Source organism: Komagataeibacter rhaeticus (genome assembly GCF_003207855.1).
Classification (GTDB): Bacteria; Pseudomonadota; Alphaproteobacteria; order Acetobacterales; family Acetobacteraceae; genus Komagataeibacter; species Komagataeibacter rhaeticus.
In genome coordinates, this window is sequence record NZ_NKTZ01000004.1 from 104,581 (window position 1) to 124,162 (window position 19,582).

Sequence of the window (19,582 nt, forward strand, 5' to 3'; positions counted from 1 at the left end):
TTATTTTCTCCGTAAGGGTCAGACATGTTCACACACTGGCATCGACCGATGCCATTCCGGGTGGAGGCGCGCCGTTTCCTCCCGCGGTTCCAGGCAGGGTGTCGGACAGGGGGGCGAGCAGCCGCATGGCATCGCGGCAGATCCGTTCCGGCGTGATGTCAGCCGGGCTGCCGGGCTGGTCCGGGGATGCCCCGAACCCGTCAATGCCAACGAAAATTCCGTCTGCGCCAAGCCAGCGTTCCCATCCAAACCCCGATGCGGCCTCTATCCCGATCCGGGGTGCCGTTCCCAGCACGGCAGCACGATACGTCATTTTTTGGGCGGCGAACAGTTCCCAGCATGGAAGGGATACGACAGCCGCGGCAATCCCCGCTTCCTTCAGCAGTTTGCGCGCGGCCAGCGCCATGATCGCCTCATGCCCCGTGGCGACCAGCGTTACCTGCCGTGGTCCCTGTGCCTCGGCCAGCACATAGCCGCCGCGCGCGCACAGGTTGGTCAGCCCGTGCAGTTCGCGCTCGGGCGCGGGGGCGGACAGGATGGGGGTGGATTCCAGCGTCAGCAGGCTTGGCCCGGTGGTGCGGCGCAGCGCCAGTTCCAGGCATTCCATGGTCTCGCGGTGGTCGGCGGGACGGAAAACCGCCATATTGGGCATGGCGCGCAGGCTGGCAAGCTGTTCCACCGGGCGCCAGCCGCCCGTGTTGTCGCCGCTGAGCATGTTGTCATCGGTCAGCAGGTAGATCACCTGCTGGTCGGTCATGGCGGCGTAGCGCAGGGCGGGGCGCATGCGGTCCACCGCGATGATGGTGGATGCCCCGAAGGCCAGCAGGCCGCCATGCAGCGCAATACCATTCAGCAGGGCCGCCATGCCATGGACCTGGGTGCCGCAGTTCAGCTCCGCCTCGCCACTGCTGCGCCGGTGGGCCGACAGGTCGGCCAGCATGCCCTGGCGTGAACGCAGGCAGATCAGTTCGGGCAGGAGTTCATGCAGTGTCTCGAGTCCGCGCCGCGCGGCGAAGGCGGGGGAAACCCGGGCAATGGCCGTCCCTTCCTCGCGCCAGGTACGCTGCCAGTCGGGTTGCCAGAAGGCGGGGCGCTGGTTGCGGGCCATGCGCTCGAATTCCGCCTTCTGCCGGTCCTTGAGCAGCCGCCGCAGCCACGAACGCCGGGCGCTGGCGCCGCGCCGCGCGGCACCCGCCCACAGGCCCGGATCATCGACAAAGGGGGGCTGTGGCCCGGTTTCGGCGGTGGCGATGCAGGCGATCAGGCAGGGTTTGTGCGTGCGTTGGGAAGAAGCGATGGCGGTTGCGATCTGTTCGGGATTGCCCGCGTCCACCTTGCGCACGGACCAGCCCGATGCACTGTAGCGTGGCAGGATGGCGTCCACCTGTTCGCGTTCGCTGTGCCACAGGCCCACCACCAGTGTCACGCGGTCCAGCGTCATTTCCCCCGCCAGCGCCGCCGTTTCCAGCGCCACCCCGGTGGAGAGTTCCGTCCAGCATCCCAGCGCCCAGATGCGGTGGTTGACCAGCGAGCGGCCAAAACGGGCCGCCAGCCTGTGTTCGGCCAGCGCCATGCCGATGGCCGCCCCCAGCCCCTGCCCGTTGGGGCCGCAGGCCTGGCGTTCATGGGGCGGGGTGTCGGGGTGGGCGCCGTGCGGGGGCAGGGGGGCCTGCCCGGACAGTTCGGCCATGATGGTGGGCAGCACGCGGTAGCGCGGGGAGGAGACGACAAAGCGGTCGCGGTCCGGCCATTCCGGGCTTGCAGGGTCGAAGCGCAGGAAGCGACTCCACAGCACAGCGCAGAAACCGGCCATGACCCGCGCATGCGGGGCATAGCGCCGGTCGGGCTCATGTACGCCAATGGCGTGGCGGATTGCCGTTATCAGGCGTTCGGGCATGCTGGGGGCGGCCGGGGGGCCACCATCGGGCAGGGAAGCACAGGCTTGATCTTCTGGCATCGGCATCGTCCATATGTCGGGGCAGGATCGCTTGGAGCCGCCTGGCCTGTACTACTGCGCCGCGCGCATGGCGGCAACATTGCAGCGCTGCCCACTATGCCCGGCGGGGGCGATACTGTATCTGTAGCGGGCCATGCACCCTCCCCGCGCCCGCCCCGCCCGCCGTGCCCTTCTTGCCGCCGCCCTGTGCCTGCCGGTGCTGGGCGGGTGCGCGCTGGTCAGCCAGAAAACCTTCAACCGCCATGCGGGCGACCCGCCCCGCCTGCCCCAGGCGCCACCGCCGCCCGTGCCGGGCATGGACCGTCCGGCGCTGGTGACCATCGTGGCGGGTACGCCACAAAGCCAGTGGCGCCCGGCGGTTATGGCCGCCGTGACGGATGCGCTGGCGCGCAAGCCCAATGCGCTGTTCACCATTGTCGTCAACGTGCCCGACAGGGCGGACGGCACGCCGGGCGACCTGAGCGGCGTGGTGGCGGCCAGCGGCCAGCCGGTGCTCCAGGCGGTCATGGATGCGGGTGCGGGGGGCAGCCAGACCGAGATGGATGCTCGTACCATCTCCTCCGGCAGTGCAATGCAGGTCTGCATCTACGTCGAGTAGCCGAATGCGGTTTTGCAATTACCGCCTCCCTCATGCCATAAAGGCTGGCCCGCCGGTGGTTAACCGCCAGCGACAGCGCCACGTGACGGGGAAAACACCCCCCCGCGTGAAGGGCCATGCCAGTGCATGGCCGTAATGAATGAAGCCCCCGCGCACAACAGGCGGGTGGTGTGCATGGAGAAAAGCAGCAGTGTCCAGTAATCATGTGGATGGGCATCCGTTCTTCCGGTTCTGCCGCACGGCACTGGAAAATATCCGCGCACAGGGACGATACCGGCAGTTCACCCCACTGGCACGCCAGGCCGAGCGGTATCCGCTTTACGAACAGCCCGAAGCGGCGGCCACCCCCGCCACCCCCGCCTGCCCGCGGGACCGGGAAGTGGTGGTCTGGTCTTCCAACGATTACCTTGGCATGGGCGTTGACCCCGTTGTGGTCGAGGCCGCCATCCAGGCCATCCATGAACATGGCGCGGGTGCCGGCGGCACGCGCAACATCGCGGGTACCAGCCCCGTCCATACCGCGCTGGAGGCGGAACTGGCCGACCTGCATGGCAAGGAAGCGGGCCTGCTGTTCGTATCGGGCTACGTGTCCAACCAGGCATCGCTGCAGACCATCCTGACCAGCATGCCGGGCTGGATCTGCTTTTCCGACCGGCTGAACCATGCCTCCATGATCGCGGGCATCAAGGGCGCGCGCGGGTCCACCACCGTCATCTACGAACATAACGACCTGGCCGACCTGGAAGCCAAGCTGGCCGCCGCCCCCGCCGATGCGCCCAAGCTTATCGCGTTCGAGAGCGTGTATTCCATGGATGGCGACATTTCCGACATTGCCGCCACCTGCGCGCTGGCCCGCAAATATGGCGCCATGACCTATCTTGATGAAGTCCATGCCGTGGGCCTGTATGGCGCGCAGGGTGGTGGCGTATCGCAGCGCGACGGGGTCGCGGAGCAGGTGGACATCATCGAGGGCACGCTGGCCAAGGGCTTTGGCGTGCATGGCGGCTACATCACCGCGTCCAGCGACATCGTGGAATACCTGCGCCTGTCCGCCTCGGGTTTCATCTTCACCACGTCGCTGCCGCCCGCGGTGGTGGCCGCGGCGCTGGCCAGCGTGCAGCAGGTGCGCAAGGATGGCTGGCGGCGCGAGCGCATGTTCGAACGTGTCAATACCTTCCGTGACAAGCTGCGCCGGGCGGGCGTGCCCTTTACCATGACGCCGAGCCATATCGTGCCGATCCCGGTGGGCAATGCCGAGCGCTGCCGTGAACTGAGCGACAGGCTGCTCAATGATTACGGGATCTATGCCACCCCCATCAACTATCCCACCGTGCCCCGTGGCACCGAGCGCCTGCGCCTGACGCCGGGGCCGTACCATACCGACCAGATGATGGACGACATGGTGGCGGCGCTGACGCATCTGCTGCGCCTCAATGACCTGACGGAGGCACCGCCCGTCGCGGCCATGGCCTGATTGCGGGACAGGCAGGCCGCTCCTGATGAAAAAAGGCCGGTCGCTGTGTGCGACCGGCCTTTTTCATGTGGGGCGTGACCGGCCCTCAGCGGCTCTGGGCAATGGCTTTCTTCAGGTCGTCATAGCCCACGGCGCCGGGAATGATCTGGCGGGCGTTGAACACGAAGGTGGGCGTGCCGTCCAGCCCGATGGCGCGGGCCAGTTCCATGTTGGCCTGCAGGATGGCGGTGACCCTGGCGCCATTCATGTCCGTGGCCAGTGTTGCGGCGTTCAGGCCCGACTGGGTGGCCAGCGTGCGCATGCGTTCAGCCGTGGGGGCGGCGGAATCCCCCATCACTGCCGCCTGCATGCGGAAATAGGCGGCCTGTCCCCCCTGCACGAAGGCCGCCACCAGCGCCTGCGAGGTGATCAGGCTGCCCTGGCCCAGTACGGGAATGACCTTCTCCACAATGCGCAGGTCCCTGTCCTCCCGCGCAAGGCGGTCCAGGTCGGGCAGCACCTTGCGGCAGTAGGGGCAGCGCGGGTCATAGAATTCCACCACCGTGGTGTGCCCCTGCGGGTTGCCCAGTATGGCGTCGCTGGCAGCGGGTGTGAGCAGGTCGGCGCGGTGGCTTTCCAGCGCGCTGCGGGCCGCGTTCTGCTGGGCCGCATTGGCGGTGCTGCGCAGGGCGGCAATGGCATCGGACAGGATGGTGGGATCGGTTTTCAGGGCGTTGCGCATGATCTCCACGATTTCCTGCCGCTGGGCGGGGGTGAAGGTCGCGGCGGGATCGGCGGCATGGCCCGTGCCGGGGCGGGCGATCATGACGGCCCCCGTGGCCAGCAGGACGGGCAGCAGGCGCGGACGGTACCGGCGGGGGGAAATGAATGTCACGGGTTTGCTCCGTTGTCATGTCGCGATAGGGTGCTTCTGTAAAGGATCGGGCACGGGAAAGGAATGGGTCATGGTGGCTGGCATGCCTGTTGCCCATGGCCCCCAAGGCCGCTAAGTCGTAACGGGTCTGCGGCGATCGCGTGGCCGTGGTACGAGCCGTTCAATGAATTCAAGCCGACCTGCCATTGGAGAAGCGTTGCGTGCCTGAGCATTCGATAACACCTGTCGCCCGCCGGTACATGCGTCATGCAGTCTCGGCGGTGCTGGCCATTTCGGTTACGGGGTGTTCCCTCAACAAGTATTCCCCCGTGAAGATCGTGTCGCACATGTTCGGTCCTTCACCCGGGGCGCTGATCGGCACGGTCTCGGCTGATGAGCCGCAGGCGACACTGGTGGGCCGCGACATTCTCCAGCGTGGCGGCAATGCCGCGGATGCGGCGACGGCCATGGGCATGGCACTTTCGGTCACGCTGCCCTCGCGCGCCTCGCTTGGCGCGGGCGGGGCCTGCCTGGCCTACAGGCCGGGTGACCAGAATGGCGGCCGGGCGTTCATGTTCCTGCCTGTCGCGGGCACGGTGGCGGCCACGGGCATGCCGCGCGCCGACCGTCCGGCAGCCGTCCCGATGATGGCGCGCGGGCTGTATCTCATGCATCTGCAATACGGGTCGGTCGCCTTTTCCGAACTGCTGCCCGGCGCGATCACGCTGGCTTCCAACGGCATCAACGTCAGCCGCCAGCTTGCGGGCGACCTTGCGGCCGTGCAGGTGCCGCTGCTGGCCGATGCGGGCATACGCGCCATCTTCAGCCGTTCGGATGGCAAGGCGCTGGCCGAAGGCGATGCGCTGGTGCAGACGCACCTGTCCGGCGCGCTGGACCAGATCCGCAGCATGGGGGTAGGTGATCTGTACAATGGCGCCCTGGCCCAGTCCTTTGTCGCGGGCAGCCAGGCGGCAGGCGGCGGGTTGCAGGTGGCGGACCTGCGCGCGGCCGTTCCGTCGGAGCAGAAGCCCCTTGTCGTGGAAAATGGCGAGACGCGGGTCGCCTTCCTGCCGCCGCCCGCCGATGGCGGGCTGGGAAGTGCCGTTACCTTCCGCAGCGCGGCCTCATCTGATGCCGCAACCCGTGCGCAGGCCGCCATTGCCGCCTGGCGCGCGCAGAACGGCAATGCCACGGGGGGCACGGCGGACAGCGTGCTGGCGCGGGCGCAGGCCTTCGTCAATGCCGGTGGCGGGGCGGGGGGCGGCCTGCCCGCGCTCCCGGCCTCCACATCCTTTACGGTGGTGGACCATGCCGGCATGGCCGTGGCGTGCAGCCTGAGCATGGACAACCTGTTCGGCACGGGGCGCATGGCGGGCAATACCGGCATTGTGCTGGGGGCCTCCCCCGCCCGCCTGCCACAGCCGCTGTATACGGCGGCCATCGCCAGTCAGGGCCGGGCATTCCGGGCTGTGGCGGCGGGGTCGGGGCAGAATGATGCTGCCGCCGCCGTGGGCGTTACCATGCGCAATATCCTGGCCGGTCAGGCACCCGACGCGCATCCCGTCACGGCACAGGGGCGCGTGAATGCCATATCCTGCCCGCGCGGGCTGCCGGGCGATGGCGCGACCTGCGTTGCCGCGACCGACCCGCGTGGCGCGGGGCTGGCCATGGGGCCGCGCTAGTCTGGCATTTTTGCGCCGGTACGGCATTATTCACGGCGTGGGGCAGGGTGGGACCATTGTAAATGGTCCTGTTTTGTTCCATATTGCAGTGCAGGACGTACCGCCTGCCCGGCGCAGGTGGTGGCGGGCGGGAGGCCCGCTTTCGGTTTCATCTCCTCAAGCACCAGGATAGGCACGTAATGGCACAGGCTCCGGGTATCGATAAAAGCAAGGCCCTGGAAGGGGCATTGAGCCAGATCGAGCGCGCGTTCGGCAAGGGATCGATCATGCGCATGGGCGAGCGGCCCAGCGAGCAGGTCGATGTGATTTCCACCGGCTCCCTCGGGCTTGATATCGCCCTGGGCATCGGCGGCCTGCCGCGCGGCCGCATTGTCGAGATCTATGGCCCGGAAAGCTCGGGCAAGACCACCATGGCGCTGCACGCCATTGCCGAGGCCCAGCGCAAGGGTGGCACCTGCGCCTTCATCGATGCGGAGCACGCGCTGGACCCCGGTTATGCGCGCAAGCTGGGCGTGGATGTGGACAACCTGCTGATCAGCCAGCCCGACGCCGGTGAACAGGCGCTGGAAATTGCCGATACGCTGGTCCGCTCGGGTGCGATCGACGTGCTGGTGGTGGACAGTGTTGCGGCACTTGTGCCGCGTGCGGAGCTTGAGGGCGACATGGGCGACAGCCATGTGGGCCTGCATGCGCGGCTGATGAGCCAGGCGCTGCGCAAGCTGACGGGTTCCGTCTCACGTTCCAACACCATGCTGATCTTCCTGAACCAGATCCGGCTCAAGATCGGTGTGATGTTCGGCAGCCCCGAGACGACGACCGGCGGCAACGCGCTGAAATTCTATGCCTCCGTGCGCATGGATATCCGCCGCATCGGCTCGATCAAGGACAAGGACGAGGTCACGGGCAACCAGACGCGCGTGAAGGTGGTCAAGAACAAGATGGCGCCGCCCTTCCGCCAGGTCGAATTCGACATCATGTATGGCGAAGGGATCAGCAAGGTCGGCGAACTGATCGACCTGGGGGTCAAGGCCGGCATTGTGGAGAAGTCGGGGGCCTGGTTCTCGTGCGACAGCCAGCGCATCGGGCAGGGGCGCGAGAATGCCAAGCAGTTCCTGCGCGACCACCCCGAAATGGCGGCCGATATCGAACGCCGCGTGCGTGAGCAGGCCGGTGTGGTGGCCGAAGCCATGCTGGTTGGTCCCGACGATGAGGGCGGCGAGGCTTGATCCCCCCGTCCTGCCCGGTTAAGGCAGGCTGACAGGGATGCCCCGCCCGGCAGGCCAGAGCCGTGTGGGCGGGGCAGGGTGCAAGAAGGGGGAAGGGGCTGCCGGGATGAAACCGCGTCTTGCAATGGTTGGATTGCTGGCCTGCCTTGCGGCCTGTAGTGCCGGGCAGGACGACAACAACGACCCCGCTGACGTGGATGAGGCCCCCCGCCCGCTGGGCCACCGGAGCGGTGGCCATCATGTTCCCCACGCAAGCGATGCGCTGCGCCCGCTGTCCCGTCACCTGCCAAAGCCGCCCGACCCGGCGGATGACGCGGCTACGGAACCCTATCATACCCCGCCCGACGCGGCGGCGATGCAGATGATCTCCTCGGGTTACGATCCCAACCAGGCAGGCGATGACGATGCGCCGTCCGACAGTGATGACGGCAAGCACTTCGTCGTGCCGGACACGCAGGTCAGCTACGGTCGCAAGCCCGGCCAGTCCAACTAGAGCACCAGCACCGCCCTTATGTCGTTTACGTTGGTCAGGGTGGGGCCGGTCATGACCAGATCCCCTGTTGTGCGGAACAGGCTGTAGCTGTCATGCGCGCGCAGGCAGGCACGCGGGTCGCAGCCCAGCGCGCGGGCGCGTGTCAGGGTGGTGGGGGTGATGATGGCGCCCGCCGCGTCCTCCGTGCCGTCAATGCCGTCGCTATCGGCGGCGATGGCCCATATGCCTTCATTGCCCTGCACCGTCAGGGCCATCGACAGCAGGAACTCGGTATTGCGTCCGCCCCGGCCGGGAGGGGGACCGGCGGGGTTGATCGTGACCGTGGTCTCGCCACCGGACAGCAGCACGGCGGGGGCCCCCACCGGCAGGCCATGCAGGCGGGCGGACAGGGCAATCCCGGCCATGAACGTGCCCGCGTCCCGGCTTTCGCCTTCCAGCGCGTCCCCCAGCACCAGGGGTGTCAGCCCGCAGTCGCGCGCGGTGGCCGCCGCCGCCTGCAGCGCCATGAGCGGGGTGGAAACAAGGGTATAGCGGTTGCGTGGTGACAGCATGCGGTCGGTTGGGGGCTGCATCAGCACCGTTTCCACCGCATCGGGCACTGTCATGTCGTAATGATGCAGGATCGACAGGGCCTCGGCGGCCGTGGTGGGGTCGGCCACGGTGGGGCCGCTGGCAATCGTGAGCGGGTCATCGCCCGGTACATCGCTGATCGCCAGCGTGACCACGCGGGCCGGGGCGGCTGCCGCGGCAAGCCCGCCGCCCTTTATGGCCGACAGGTGGCGGCGCACCACGTTCATCTCGCGTATGCTGGCGCCACTATGGAGCAGGGCATGGTTGAGGGTGCGGATATCCCCCAGTGTCAGGCCCGCGCGGGGGCATTCCAGCAGCGCCGATCCCCCGCCCGAGATCAGGGCGATGACCAGGTCATCCGGCCCCAGCCCCGCAACGGCCGCCAGCATGGCGCGGCCTGCGTCCACGCTCCTGCTGTCGGGCATGGGGTGGCTGGCTTCCATGACGCGGATGCGCCGCGTGCCGGTGCCATGACCATCACGCGTGACCACGCAGCCCGAAAGCGCCACGTCGGGCCATGCCTGTTCCAGCGCCGCCGCCATGGACGCGGCGGCCTTGCCCGCCCCCACCACCACGCATTTCCCCTTCGGCGGCGGTGGCAGGTAGCGGGCCAGAACCCTGTCCGGCATGGCGCTGTGGATGGCCGCGTCCAGAATGCGGCGCAGCACCGCGCGGGCGCGTCCATCCGTCCAGCCCGTCGTGGTCAGGCCCCGGACGGGGGCGGGGGAAGGGGGGTGCTGGTCGTTCATCTGGGTATGCGGGTCCTGTTTCGGGGGCGGGTGGCCATGGGGCCGGTACGGGGTGCAACGCGTGGCGCCCCCGCGCGATGCAGGCCGGTGGCCACCGGCCTTCCATACCATTCATGCACGGGACGGCAGTTGTGTCACAATTGTCACGTCTGTGTCAGGATACGGGCAACGGGGCGACCTGTGGCCGCCGTACACGCTAAATTGGGCGGGACCGGTCTGGATTGGCATGGGGGATGGTGATACGCGCCAGATGGTCCGTGCTTCGTTCACGGGTGCCACAGCAGAAAGGAACAAGGGCATGGAGAACTGTGTGCTGGACGCGGCGCGTCCCGTCATCTCCACGCATCCTTCCCCCGGCATGGTGCAGCCTTACATGATCTTTCCCCGCCCCGAATGGGCGGCGTTGCGCGCGAACGTGCCGCAGTCGCTGGGGGAGGCGGACATTGCATCGCTGCGTGGACGTAACGAGCCGGTCTCGCTGGAGGACATAAGCGAGATCTACCTGCCGCTGTCGCGCCTGCTCAACCTGCATGTCATGGCCACCCGTGGCCTGAACAACATGGTCAAGAGCGCCTTCATGGGCGCGCCCGCGGTCACGCTGCCTTTCGTAATCGGGATCGCGGGCAGCGTGGGCGTGGGCAAGAGCACGTTCGCGCGCCTGCTGCAGGCGGTGCTGTCGCGCTGGCCGGACCATCCCAATGTGGCGCTGGTCACGACCGACGGCTTCCTGCATTCCACGCGGGAACTGGAAGCGCGCCGGCTCATGCATCGCAAGGGCTTTCCCGAAAGCTACGACCTGCGGCAGATGATCACCTTCCTTGGCGCGCTCAAGGCGGGAGAGCGCAACCTGAAGGTGCCGGTGTATTCGCATGAAGCCTATGATATCGTGCCCGGCCGCTACCAGGTGATCGACCAGCCCGACATCCTGATCTTCGAGGGGCTGAACGTGCTGCAGACCGTATCGGAACAGCCGTTCATGGCATCCGATTTCTTTGACTTCTCGATCTATCTCGATGCCGATACGCAGGTGATCGAGGACTGGTATGTCAGGCGCTTCCTGCTGCTGCAGCAGACGGCCTTCCGCAAGCCGAATTCCTATTTCCATCACTATGCCGATCTTTCGCCCGGCGAAGCCGAGCACAGGGCGCGTGACATCTGGCGGCGCATCAACCTGCCCAACCTGCAGCAGAACATCCTGCCCACGCGGGAGCGTGCGCGCGTGATCATGCACAAAAGCCCGAGCCATGCGATCGATACGGTATGGATGCGCCAGATCTGAAATTGCTCCGGAGACAGGCGTTTCCGGGTGTCGCCCTTCGGGGCGTCTTGATGACCGGCCTGATGCGGGGCGGTCGCGTGGGGGAACGACAGACATGAAAAAAGCGGCCCGGATTGCTCCGGGCCGCTGTGGCGGGCACAGCGGCCCGTTGCCTCATGCGTTCAGGTAGATGGTCTTGGTATCGACATAGGCTTCAAGGCCGTACTGCCCGTCCTCGCCGCCGATGCCGCTGTCACCATAACCGTGGTGGAAACCCTGTGCCGCCTCGCCCCCTTCGCGGTTGACGTAGATCTCCCCAAAGTTGAGTTCGCTGGTCATCCGCATGATGTATTTCAGGTTCTGTGTGAACATGTAGGCGGACAGGCCATAGCGGGAATCGTTGGCCTGCGTGATGGCATCATCAAAGTCCCGCACACGGATCAGCGACAGCACGGGGCCGAACACCTCGTTGCGCGCAATATCCATAGCGCCATTCACATCGGTCAGCAGCGTGGGGGCATAGAAATTGCCCCTGTCATATGCACCGCCCGTCAGGCGCTTGCCGCCCAGTTCAACCTTCGCCCCCTGTTCGACCGCGTGGCGGACCATGCCGTCCACTTTTTCCAGCTCATCGGCACTGATCTTGGGGCCCATGTCGGTGGTGTCATCCAGCGGGTTGCCGGTTTTCAGTGCCGCCACCTTTTCACGCAGGCGCTTCAGGAAAGCATCATACACGGCGGTGTGCACATAGGTGCGTTCGTTGGCGGTGCAGACCTGGCCGCAGTTCATGAAGCGCGCGGCCACGGCGGCGTTTGCTGCCGCCTCGAGATCGGCGTCCTCCATGACAATGAACGGCGCCTTGCCACCCAGTTCCAGCCGGACTTCCTTCAGCCCTTCGGATGCGGCGGCCATGATCCTGCGTCCCGCTGGCGTGCTGCCCGTCATGGTGATGAGCCTGGTGATGGGGCTGACCACCAGCGCGTTGCCCACCGTGGCCCCACCGCCTGTCACCACGTTGAACACACCGGGCGGGAAACCGGCCTCAACCGTCAGTTCCGCCAGCGCAAGGGTGGCCAGCGGCGTGAGTTCATGCGGCTTGATGACAAAGGTATTGCCCGCCGCCACCGCCGGGCCAAGCTTGCGTGCGGTCAGCGCGAGCGGGAAGTTCCATGCCGAGATTCCGGCCACCACGCCGTGGGGGATCTTCTCGATCAGGATTTTCTCCCCCGGTCGGCTGCCGGGAATGATGTTGCCTTCCAGCCTGCGGACGTTCTCGGCGGCGAAGCGGATGAGCTGGATGGCAAAATTGACCTCCACCCGGGCTTCCTTCAGCGGCTTGCCGTTTTCGGAGGTGATGATGCGGGCCAGCTTTTCCGTATCCCGCCGGATCAGTTCGATCAGGCGGTACAGGTAATCCGCCCGCTCGGTCGCCACCAGCCTGCTCCAGGCAGGAAAGGCATCCTGCGCCGTGCGCAGGGCGCGGGTCACGTCGGTTTCCCCCGCTATGGCCACCCTGGCTAGGACTTCGCCGGTTGCGGGGTTCCTGATGGTGTCGTGGTCGGTATTATCGGCTCTGGTCCATGCACCACCGATGAACAGGTCATAGGTTTTCGGCTCAGTCATTGATGAGGGGTCTCCGTTGGATTGGATGGGGTGTTCGTGCCGCGCGGGACAGCGCGCGTGCAGATGCGCCCCTCCCCCGCCACACAGGGGCGGGGGATTAGGAGCGCGCGACAGGAGGTGCAGGAGAAAAAAGCGCGGGGCGCGCGGATCAGGACAGGAAGGGACGCCCCTCATGCGCGACAAGAAGGTCATGCATGTCGGTCGCGTGTTCTTCCTCTTCCGCCAGGATCTTTTCCAGCATGATGCGCGTGGTGGGGTCGTGGTCGGCGAAGTAGCGGATCAGTTCGCGGTAATGTTCGATCACCAGCCGTTCGGCCACTAGGTTCTGGCGCACCATCTCGATCAGGTTGCCGCCCGTTCCGTATTCACTGGCGGCCCGCGTGGCCAGCCCCTCGGGGGAGAGGTTGGGCACGCCGCCCAGCTGGTCGATGCGCTCGGCCGCCCACATCATGTGGGCGCGTTCTTCCTTGGCATGGGTGGCGAATTCGGCCCTCACGCTTTCGCTGGTAATGCCCTCGACGGAAATGGAATGCATCGTGTAGCGTAGGACGCAGACGAGTTCGGTCGCCACGACCGTCTGCAGCAGGTCGATGGCGGTCTTGACATCACCCTGATAGGCAGGGGTCAGCGCGCCTTTTTCGATTGCCTTCTTCGCACGTTCACGCAGGGTCTGTACATCGGTCAGGAAGGTGTTCTCGCCAGCGTCGGCCATGATGGGTTCCTTGTCGGTTCCGGGCGGGCGACAGGGCGCCGGCCTGTCGCGGATCATTGCCGGGGTAACGGGCGGGCCGGGGGCTGGTTCCCCAGAACGGTGGCTGGCGGGACAAAACAGCCCTGGAACAGGAGAAATACGGCCAAAATGGCTTTTTCTGCTTTTTCAGGCGTTGCCATTCACGGTCAGATCATTATTGATCCGTATTAATAAGACCTATTTGCATTAAGGATGATTGAACGGCATGGTAGCATTCACATCAGGCCAGTCTGAAAAGCTTCCACGCCGCGCCCTGAGCGAGGAAGCCTACGAACATGTACGCCGCGGACTGATCCGCAGCCGCTACCGTTCGGGTGAGCGGCTGGTCCTGCGGCCGCTCGCGGCGGAACTGGGGTTAAGCCCGACCCCGGTGCGTGAAGCCCTGCTGCGCCTGGTGTCCGAGCATGCGCTGGAACTCAATGACCGCAATACCGCGGTAGTACCCGCCATGACCCAGCGCAGCTTTGCCGAGATCCATGACCTGCGCGTGGACCTGGAAATGCGTCTGGCCGCCGCCGCCGCCCAGCGCGTGACCGAACATGGCATCGAGGCGCTGGTCATTCTCCAGCATCAGTTCATGGATGCGTCGCGCCTGCGTGATGACGGGGGAATGGCCGCCTTCAACGCGGATTTCCATACAACGGTCGCCACCATTGCCGAACTGCCGCTTACGGCCACCATCCTGCGCAACCTGTGGATGCGTATCGGGCCGCTTTACGCGCTGTCGCGCCCCATGGTCCAGAGCGCGCATGAAGGCCGCACCCACCCGCATGAGGACCTGATCGCGGCCCTGCGCCAGCGTGACGTGGCCGCAGCGCAGGCCGCCGTCACGCGTGATTTCGAACATGCCCGCCGCTGGATCGAACCCCGCCTGTCCTGACCGGCTGGCGGGGCGGTCCGCGCCTAGCGGTAGGACGGGGACTTGATCTGCGGCACCTCGATGTCGATTTCCAGCATCGAGACGGAGTTGCCCCGGTCCAGCTTGACCTGCACCTTGTCCTGATCAACGGGGATGTGCCGTTTGATCACTTCCAGGATCTCGGTATGCAGTTTGTTGAGCAGGTCCGATTCATCCCCCTTGCCCGTGCGTTCATGCGCCAGCAGGATCTGCAGGCGGTCACGCGCCACGGGCGCGGATGTTTTCGTGCCGCGCCCGAAAAAGGAGCCAAACAAGCTCATCAGCTTTTCCCCTTGAACAGGCGGGCCAGCAGGCCCTTGCGCTCTGTTGGTACGGTAATTTCCAGCTTCTCACCCTCCAGCCTGCGTGCGGCCTCGGCATAGGCACGGGCGGGCGGGCTGTCGGGGCTGCTCAGGGTAACCGGAGCGCCAAGGTTGGAGGCGCGGAGCACTTCCTCGCTTTCGGGAATGATGCCCAGCAGCGGGATCGACAGGATTTCCAGCACGTCCTCTATCCGCAGCATCTCGCCCCGCGCGGCGCGGGCGGGGTCGTAGCGGGTCAGCAGCAGGTGCTTTTCGATCTTGCCGCCCCCTTTCGCCTTTTCGGTCGTGCTGTCAAGCATGCCGATGATGCGGTCACTGTCGCGCACCGAGGACACTTCGGGATTGGTCACCACGATGGCGTGGTCGGCATGGTACATGGCCAGCTGCGCGCCACGTTCGATCCCCGCCGGGCTGTCACAGATCACCCAGTCGAACTTTTCACGCAGTTCCTGCATCACGCGGGCCACGCCCTCGGCGGTCAGGGCGTCCTTGTCGCGTGTCTGCGATGCGGGCAGGATGGACAGTGTCTCGATCCGCTTGTCCCGTATCAGGGCCTGCGCCAGCTTGGCCTCGCCCTGGATCACGTTGATCAGGTCGAACACGACCCGCCGTTCGGCGCCCATGACAAGGTCAAGGTTGCGCAGGCCGACATCAAAGTCGACCACCACCACGTTCTGCCCGGTCTGCGCCAGCGCCACGCCCAGGGCCGCGGTGGAGGTTGTCTTGCCAACGCCGCCCTTGCCAGATGTGACAACCAGCACTTTTGCCATGGGGGTAGTTCCTTGTCCGCTTTTGGGGGGTGTTTTCTTGTTCATGACCTGATGGATACGGTTGGTGGAGGTTGGCGCGCGCACGGCGCGACGGGGAGAGGGCTAGCGTATCAGGCTTTCCGCCTGGTAAATGCAGGGGCGACAAGCGGCTGCACGACAAGTGTGTCATTTGTAAGAACGATCTGCGCGGGCTGTTCGACATAGCGGGGGTCGATTTCATCGGCGGTGATGTAATAGCCGTCGATGGCGAGGAGTTCCGCCTGCATGGAATGGGTGAAGATGCGTGCGTCGGGCTGCCCGTTCATGCCCGCGATCGCGCGCCCCCGCAGCGGACCGTAGACATGGATCGACCCGCCCGCCGTGATTTCCGCCCCCGATCCCACGGACCCCAGGATGATGATGTCCCCCTCGGGGTTCATGATCACCTGACCCGATCGGATCGGCTGCTCGATGATCAGGGAGGAGGCGCGGGGTACCTCCACCCGTGGGGGGGCGGCATCATCGGGTATGTCCACCGCGCCGGATGCGCGGCCACCCAGAAAGCCCGCAGGCCAGTCCCACCGTGCGCAGGCGGCCCAGTTCGGGTTGCCGCCTTCTATGCCAATGATGCGGATGCCGCGCGCGCACAGCGCGGGATAGAGTTCCGCCAGCCCCACGGTGTCGGGCGCCAGCAGGGAAAGGTCCAGGATGACCGGCTTGCCGGCAAAAAACGTGCTTGAGCGCGCGATCTGCGCATCAAGCCCGGCCAGCCAGTCCGCCAGCGGGGGTTCGGGCGAGAGTACAAGCGCAAGGAACGACCGGCCGCGTGCACGGATTTTCGGTGTGGGGCGCAGTTCGTCTGGCAACGTGATCCTGTCCTGTGTGGTAAGTGGGCATGGTGTTTCCACCTATCGTGCCACGCCGGAACCGTGGAGGGAAGATTCCCTCCTTATAGGATATTGCGCGGCGGCAGGGCACCCTATTCTTGTATTTTTTAAGCATGTTTTTTGCATGGGGGGCACGCATGGAACGCAGTATGGGCTTGGCGAAAGGCGGGGCAATGGAATAAAGCGGAAACATGCGCATCCTGTACCATCTTCCCCTTTCCCCCTATTCCCGCAAGGTCCGCCTGGTGCTGGGTGAAAAACGGCTGCCGTTCGAGCTCAAGACCGAGCGTGTATGGGAACGCCGCCCCGAATATCTTGACCGCAACCCCGCAGGTACGGTGCCCATGCTGCAGGAAGAGAATGGCCTGTGCATACCCGATTCGTGGGTGATCTGCGAGTATCTGGAGGAAGCCTATCCCGACACGCCGCTGCTGGGCCGCACGCTGGCCGAACGGGTGGAGGTGCGTCGGCTTGTGGTCTGGTTTGACGAGAAATTCGGTCATGACGTCTCGTGCAGGCTACTCAATGAAAAGGTGATGAAACGGATTTCAGGGCGCGGCAATCCCGACGGGGCGGCCCTGCGCGCGGCCTATGGCAATATCCGGCCCCATCTCTCCTATATCGACTGGCTGGCGGAAACCCGGCAGTGGCTGGCGGGCAACATGCTGTCCATGGCGGATTTTGCCGCCGCGGCACACCTGTCCTGTCTCGATTTCCTTGATGATGTGGACTGGTCGCGCGCGCCGGCGGCCAAGGATTGGTACGCGCGGGTGAAAAGCCGGCCCTGCTTCCGCTCCCTGCTGCAGGACCGCATGACCGGCTTCAACCCGCCCGCCCATTACGCGGACCTGGATTTCTAGCGCCATGACAGCGCAGGCCGCCGGTTTTGATGCCATCGTGCTGGGCGCGGGGGCCGCGGGCCTTATGGCGGCGGCAACGGCGGGGCAGGGGGGCGCGCGCGTGGTGGTGGTGGACCACGCGCAGCATGCCGGGCGCAAGATCCTCATCTCCGGTGGGGGGCGGTGCAATTTCACCAACATGGATGCGGGGGCGGGGCAGTTCATTTCCGCCAACCCGCATTTTGCCAAATCGGCGCTGGCACGCTTTACCCCGGCTGATTTCGTGGCCCTTGTCCAGCGTCACCGCATTCCCTGGCACGAGAAGGCGGCGGGCCAGCTGTTCTGTGACCGTTCGGCGCGCGACATCGTGGACATGCTGCTGCGGGAATGCGCAAGCGGGCAGGTCACCCTGCGCCTGTCGCACCGCATCATCGACGTGGCGCGGGATGCGGCGGGGCAGTACCGGGTCGAGACGGACCATGGCGTGTTCCTGGCCCCCAGCCTGATCGTGGCCACGGGCGGGCTGTCCATTCCCAGACTGGGGGCTACGGGCATCGCCCATGACCTGGCGCGCCGCTTCGGGCTGCGCGTGGTCGCTCCCGCTCCGGCCCTGGTGCCGCTGGTCTTTGGCGCGCAGGACCGTGAATGGATGGAACCGCTGGCCGGGCTGTCCGCCACGGTGGGCATTACCTGCCAGGCCGGGGCGGGACGGCAGGCGCGGCAGGTCACGTTCCGTGATGGCATGGTCTTTACCCATCGTGGCCTGTCGGGTCCGGTCATCCTGCAGGCTTCATCGTACTGGCAGCCGGGGCAGCCGGTTGAGATCGACCTGCTGCCCGGCGTGGACGCGGCGGCCCGCCTGCTGGAAATCAAGCGCGACCGCCCGCGCGCGGGTGGCGTTGCCATGCTGTCCATGCTGCTGCCCCAGCGGCTGGCGCAGTTCTTTGCGGCCGCCCACCTGCCCGAAGGGCAGCTGGCGGGCATGCCGGACGCGGTCCTGGCCAATGTGGCGCGCGTGCTGTCCGCCTGGCGGCTCAACCCCCACGGCACCGAAGGCTATGTGAAGGCGGAGGTGACGCGCGGCGGCGTGGATACGGACTGCCTTTCCTCGCGCGATATGGAGGCACGCGATGTGCCGGGCCTGTTCATGGTGGGGGAAGCGGTGGATGTGACCGGCTGGCTGGGTGGCTACAATTTCCAGTGGGCATGGGCCAGCGGATATGCGGCGGGACAGGCGGTGGCGGAACGTAGCGGCTGATGCTGTTTGCCTCCCAGTCTTTTCTTCTTGTGTTCCTGCCGCTGGTGGTGGGGCTGTATTATGCCGTGGCGGACAGCAGGCGCGCCCGGCAGGCCGTGGTTATCGGCGCATCCCTTCTGTTTTACGGATTGTGGGACTGGCGCTTCCTGCCCTTCCTGCTGGGGCTGACCGGCTTCAACCAGATGGTGGCCATGGCCTGGGGGCGCACGCGGCGGCGGGGCTGGCTGTGGGCCGGCGTGGGGGCCAACCTGCTGGTGCTGTTCGGCTTCAAATACGCGGACTGGCTGGTGGGGGCTGTCTGTCTGGCAATGGGGCGGGCGCATGCGCCGTGGCCGGTCATCCTGCCGCTCGGGCTGTCGTTTTTCGTATTCCAGAAAATTTCCTATCTGATTGATCTGGGGCGCGGGCAGGCGCGTGTCTACCGGCTGGCGGATTTTGTGGAATTCGTGACCTTCTTTCCCCAGCTCGTGGCCGGTCCCATCGTGCGGCACAACGAACTGATCCCGCAGTTCGACGCCAGCCCGCGCAACGGGCGGATGTGGGCCAATCTGGGGCAGGGGGGGCTGCTGGTGCTGGTGGGGCTGGCCAAGAAGGTGGGGCTGGCGGATACGCTGGGCAGTGTATGCACGCCGGTCTTTGCCGCGGCTGCGGGCGGCCATGCGCCGGGGCTGGGTGCCGCGTGGCTGGCGGCGGTAGCCTACATGCTGCAGATCTATTTCGATTTTTCCGGTTATTCGGACATGGCCATCGGCATGGCGCTGATGATGGGCATCCGCCTGCCGTTCAATTTCAATGCCCCCTACCGTGCGGTGTCGGTGCGCGATTTCTGGCGGCGGTGGCACATGACGCTGTCACGCTTCCTGCGCGATTACGTCTATATCCCGCTGGGTGGCAACCGCTGCGCACCCGCGCGGCAGGCCTGCAATGTGCTGGTGACCATGGGGCTTGCGGGGCTGTGGCATGGGGCGGGATGGACGTTTCTGCTCTGGGGGCTGCTGCATGGCGCGGCACTGGCGGTGGTTCATGCGTGGGACCGGGCGGGCCTGCGCATCGGCCGTTTGGCCAGCCATGTGCTGACCCTGCTTTTCGTGCTGCTGACATGGGTCGTGTTCCGCGCCGACAGCCTGCCCGCGGCAGGGAGGATGCTGGGGGCGATGGCAGGGACGCAGGGCATGGGCGGCATGACACTGAAACACCCGCTGGTGCTGGTTCTGGCGGGCGTGGTGGCGCTGGTGGGGCCTGCATCCCAGCAGGCGGTCCTGGAGCGGGTGCGCCCCACGCCATGGCTGGCGGTGGGGGCGGGCCTTGCCTTCGTGCTGCTGGTGTTCCTGATGGGCGGGCGACCGCCGGAGCCGTTCATCTACTTCCAGTTTTAAGAACCTGTTCCAGATAAC

Annotated in this window: 18 protein-coding genes; 10 read left to right on the forward strand and 8 right to left on the reverse strand. The window is 66.1% G+C overall.

Translation table 11 applies throughout. The features are described 5' to 3' along the window. Nucleotides 1–28 precede the first annotated feature (28 nt). A complete protein-coding gene (locus CFR78_RS06170; protein WP_007399018.1) occupies nucleotides 29–1,957 on the reverse strand; it encodes a transketolase-like TK C-terminal-containing protein in 1,929 nt (642 codons plus the stop codon). 133 nt (nucleotides 1,958–2,090) lie between these two features. Here CFR78_RS06170 and CFR78_RS06175 point away from each other — a divergent pair, with 133 nt between their 5' ends. Together CFR78_RS06175 and hemA are read left to right on the forward strand one after the other, a co-directional pair. Then, complete coding sequence (locus CFR78_RS06175) at nucleotides 2,091–2,555, forward strand: hypothetical protein (protein WP_034928999.1); 465 nt, start codon at nucleotides 2,091–2,093, stop codon at nucleotides 2,553–2,555. A 190-nt stretch (nucleotides 2,556–2,745) separates the two neighbouring features. Further along, nucleotides 2,746–4,029, forward strand: coding sequence for a 5-aminolevulinate synthase (hemA, locus tag CFR78_RS06180; RefSeq protein ID WP_007399021.1), 1,284 nt, complete (start codon nucleotides 2,746–2,748; stop codon nucleotides 4,027–4,029). 85 nt (nucleotides 4,030–4,114) lie between these two features. Here the strand turns inward: hemA and CFR78_RS06185 are convergent, their stop codons facing one another. Then, nucleotides 4,115–4,903 carry a DsbA family protein gene (locus tag CFR78_RS06185; protein ID WP_034929005.1) on the reverse strand — a complete coding sequence of 263 codons (789 nt, stop codon included), beginning with the start codon at nucleotides 4,901–4,903 and terminating at the stop codon, nucleotides 4,115–4,117. Nucleotides 4,904–5,142: 239 nt separating this feature from the next. Between CFR78_RS06185 and CFR78_RS06190 the strand changes: the two genes are divergently transcribed. The 3 genes from CFR78_RS06190 (at nucleotide 5,143) to CFR78_RS06200 (ending at nucleotide 8,283) form a co-directional block, all read left to right on the forward strand. Then, on the forward strand, nucleotides 5,143–6,564 hold the full coding sequence (locus CFR78_RS06190; protein ID WP_034929007.1) for a gamma-glutamyltransferase: 1,422 nt from the start codon (nucleotides 5,143–5,145) through the stop codon (nucleotides 6,562–6,564). 179 nt (nucleotides 6,565–6,743) lie between these two features. Continuing rightward, nucleotides 6,744–7,790 (forward strand): recombinase RecA, encoded by a 1,047-nt coding sequence (gene recA / locus CFR78_RS06195; RefSeq protein WP_007399025.1) that lies wholly within the window; start codon nucleotides 6,744–6,746, stop codon nucleotides 7,788–7,790. Nucleotides 7,791–7,827: 37 nt separating this feature from the next. Further along, complete coding sequence (locus tag CFR78_RS06200; protein WP_223846625.1) at nucleotides 7,828–8,283, forward strand: hypothetical protein; 456 nt, start codon at nucleotides 7,828–7,830, stop codon at nucleotides 8,281–8,283. On the opposite strand, the gene CFR78_RS06205 is transcribed toward CFR78_RS06200, so the two are convergent. Continuing rightward, on the reverse strand, nucleotides 8,280–9,602 hold the full coding sequence (locus CFR78_RS06205) for a glycerate kinase type-2 family protein (RefSeq protein ID WP_034929010.1): 1,323 nt from the start codon (nucleotides 9,600–9,602) through the stop codon (nucleotides 8,280–8,282). The two genes, CFR78_RS06200 and CFR78_RS06205, sit on opposite strands and share 4 nt — an antisense overlap. A gap of 298 nt (nucleotides 9,603–9,900) precedes the next feature. Here CFR78_RS06205 and coaA point away from each other — a divergent pair, with 298 nt between their 5' ends. Further along, complete coding sequence (coaA, locus tag CFR78_RS06210; RefSeq protein WP_083824475.1) at nucleotides 9,901–10,881, forward strand: type I pantothenate kinase; 981 nt, start codon at nucleotides 9,901–9,903, stop codon at nucleotides 10,879–10,881. A 153-nt stretch (nucleotides 10,882–11,034) separates the two neighbouring features. Here coaA and aldA read toward each other — a convergent pair whose 3' ends face one another. Both aldA and CFR78_RS06220 read right to left on the reverse strand, forming a co-directional pair. Next, nucleotides 11,035–12,483: an aldehyde dehydrogenase gene (gene aldA / locus CFR78_RS06215; protein WP_034929013.1), complete on the reverse strand. Its 1,449-nt coding sequence runs from the start codon at nucleotides 12,481–12,483 to the stop codon at nucleotides 11,035–11,037. Nucleotides 12,484–12,631: 148 nt separating this feature from the next. Continuing rightward, a complete protein-coding gene (locus CFR78_RS06220) occupies nucleotides 12,632–13,195 on the reverse strand; it encodes a ferritin-like domain-containing protein (protein ID WP_007399032.1) in 564 nt (187 codons plus the stop codon). Nucleotides 13,196–13,439: 244 nt separating this feature from the next. Between CFR78_RS06220 and CFR78_RS06225 the strand changes: the two genes are divergently transcribed. Beyond that, nucleotides 13,440–14,114: a GntR family transcriptional regulator gene (locus tag CFR78_RS06225; RefSeq protein WP_034929016.1), complete on the forward strand. Its 675-nt coding sequence runs from the start codon at nucleotides 13,440–13,442 to the stop codon at nucleotides 14,112–14,114. A 23-nt stretch (nucleotides 14,115–14,137) separates the two neighbouring features. Here CFR78_RS06225 and minE read toward each other — a convergent pair whose 3' ends face one another. From minE to minC, 3 genes are all read right to left on the reverse strand, one after another. Then, nucleotides 14,138–14,413, reverse strand: coding sequence for a cell division topological specificity factor MinE (gene minE / locus CFR78_RS06230; RefSeq protein ID WP_007399035.1), 276 nt, complete (start codon nucleotides 14,411–14,413; stop codon nucleotides 14,138–14,140). Beyond that, nucleotides 14,413–15,225, reverse strand: coding sequence for a septum site-determining protein MinD (minD, locus tag CFR78_RS06235; protein ID WP_007399036.1), 813 nt, complete (start codon nucleotides 15,223–15,225; stop codon nucleotides 14,413–14,415). Before minD ends, minE begins: the two co-directional genes overlap by 1 nt. A 110-nt stretch (nucleotides 15,226–15,335) precedes the next feature. Beyond that, the gene (gene minC / locus CFR78_RS06240) at nucleotides 15,336–16,070 is read right to left on the reverse strand and encodes a septum site-determining protein MinC (RefSeq protein WP_007399037.1); all 735 of its coding nucleotides are present in this window, start codon (nucleotides 16,068–16,070) and stop codon (nucleotides 15,336–15,338) included. Nucleotides 16,071–16,282: 212 nt separating this feature from the next. Between minC and fzlA the strand changes: the two genes are divergently transcribed. From fzlA to CFR78_RS06255, 3 genes are read left to right on the forward strand one after another with little or no spacing between them, the layout of a single operon-like run. Continuing rightward, nucleotides 16,283–16,951: an FtsZ-binding protein FzlA gene (gene fzlA, locus CFR78_RS06245; protein WP_034929019.1), complete on the forward strand. Its 669-nt coding sequence runs from the start codon at nucleotides 16,283–16,285 to the stop codon at nucleotides 16,949–16,951. Nucleotides 16,952–16,955: 4 nt separating this feature from the next. Next, the gene (locus tag CFR78_RS06250; protein ID WP_007399039.1) at nucleotides 16,956–18,188 is read left to right on the forward strand and encodes a BaiN/RdsA family NAD(P)/FAD-dependent oxidoreductase; all 1,233 of its coding nucleotides are present in this window, start codon (nucleotides 16,956–16,958) and stop codon (nucleotides 18,186–18,188) included. Beyond that, nucleotides 18,188–19,564, forward strand: coding sequence for an MBOAT family O-acyltransferase (locus CFR78_RS06255; RefSeq protein ID WP_034929020.1), 1,377 nt, complete (start codon nucleotides 18,188–18,190; stop codon nucleotides 19,562–19,564). Before CFR78_RS06250 ends, CFR78_RS06255 begins: the two co-directional genes overlap by 1 nt. Nucleotides 19,565–19,582 lie beyond the last annotated feature (18 nt).

Coding starts and splice junctions, on each gene's coding strand:
- CFR78_RS06170 (WP_007399018.1), bottom strand. CDS start 1,957: ATGCCAGAAGATCAAGCCTGTGCTTCCCTGCCCGATGGTGGCCCCCCG.
- CFR78_RS06175 (WP_034928999.1), top strand. CDS start 2,091: ATGCACCCTCCCCGCGCCCGCCCCGCCCGCCGTGCCCTTCTTGCCGCC.
- CFR78_RS06190 (WP_034929007.1), top strand. CDS start 5,143: ATGCGTCATGCAGTCTCGGCGGTGCTGGCCATTTCGGTTACGGGGTGT.
- recA (WP_007399025.1), top strand. CDS start 6,744: ATGGCACAGGCTCCGGGTATCGATAAAAGCAAGGCCCTGGAAGGGGCA.
- CFR78_RS06200 (WP_223846625.1), top strand. CDS start 7,828: ATGCCCCGCCCGGCAGGCCAGAGCCGTGTGGGCGGGGCAGGGTGCAAG.
- CFR78_RS06205 (WP_034929010.1), bottom strand. CDS start 9,602: ATGAACGACCAGCACCCCCCTTCCCCCGCCCCCGTCCGGGGCCTGACC.
- coaA (WP_083824475.1), top strand. CDS start 9,901: ATGGAGAACTGTGTGCTGGACGCGGCGCGTCCCGTCATCTCCACGCAT.
- aldA (WP_034929013.1), bottom strand. CDS start 12,483: ATGACTGAGCCGAAAACCTATGACCTGTTCATCGGTGGTGCATGGACC.
- CFR78_RS06220 (WP_007399032.1), bottom strand. CDS start 13,195: ATGGCCGACGCTGGCGAGAACACCTTCCTGACCGATGTACAGACCCTG.
- CFR78_RS06225 (WP_034929016.1), top strand. CDS start 13,440: ATGGTAGCATTCACATCAGGCCAGTCTGAAAAGCTTCCACGCCGCGCC.
- minE (WP_007399035.1), bottom strand. CDS start 14,413: ATGAGCTTGTTTGGCTCCTTTTTCGGGCGCGGCACGAAAACATCCGCG.
- minD (WP_007399036.1), bottom strand. CDS start 15,225: ATGGCAAAAGTGCTGGTTGTCACATCTGGCAAGGGCGGCGTTGGCAAG.
- fzlA (WP_034929019.1), top strand. CDS start 16,283: ATGCGCATCCTGTACCATCTTCCCCTTTCCCCCTATTCCCGCAAGGTC.
- CFR78_RS06250 (WP_007399039.1), top strand. CDS start 16,956: ATGACAGCGCAGGCCGCCGGTTTTGATGCCATCGTGCTGGGCGCGGGG.
- CFR78_RS06255 (WP_034929020.1), top strand. CDS start 18,188: ATGCTGTTTGCCTCCCAGTCTTTTCTTCTTGTGTTCCTGCCGCTGGTG.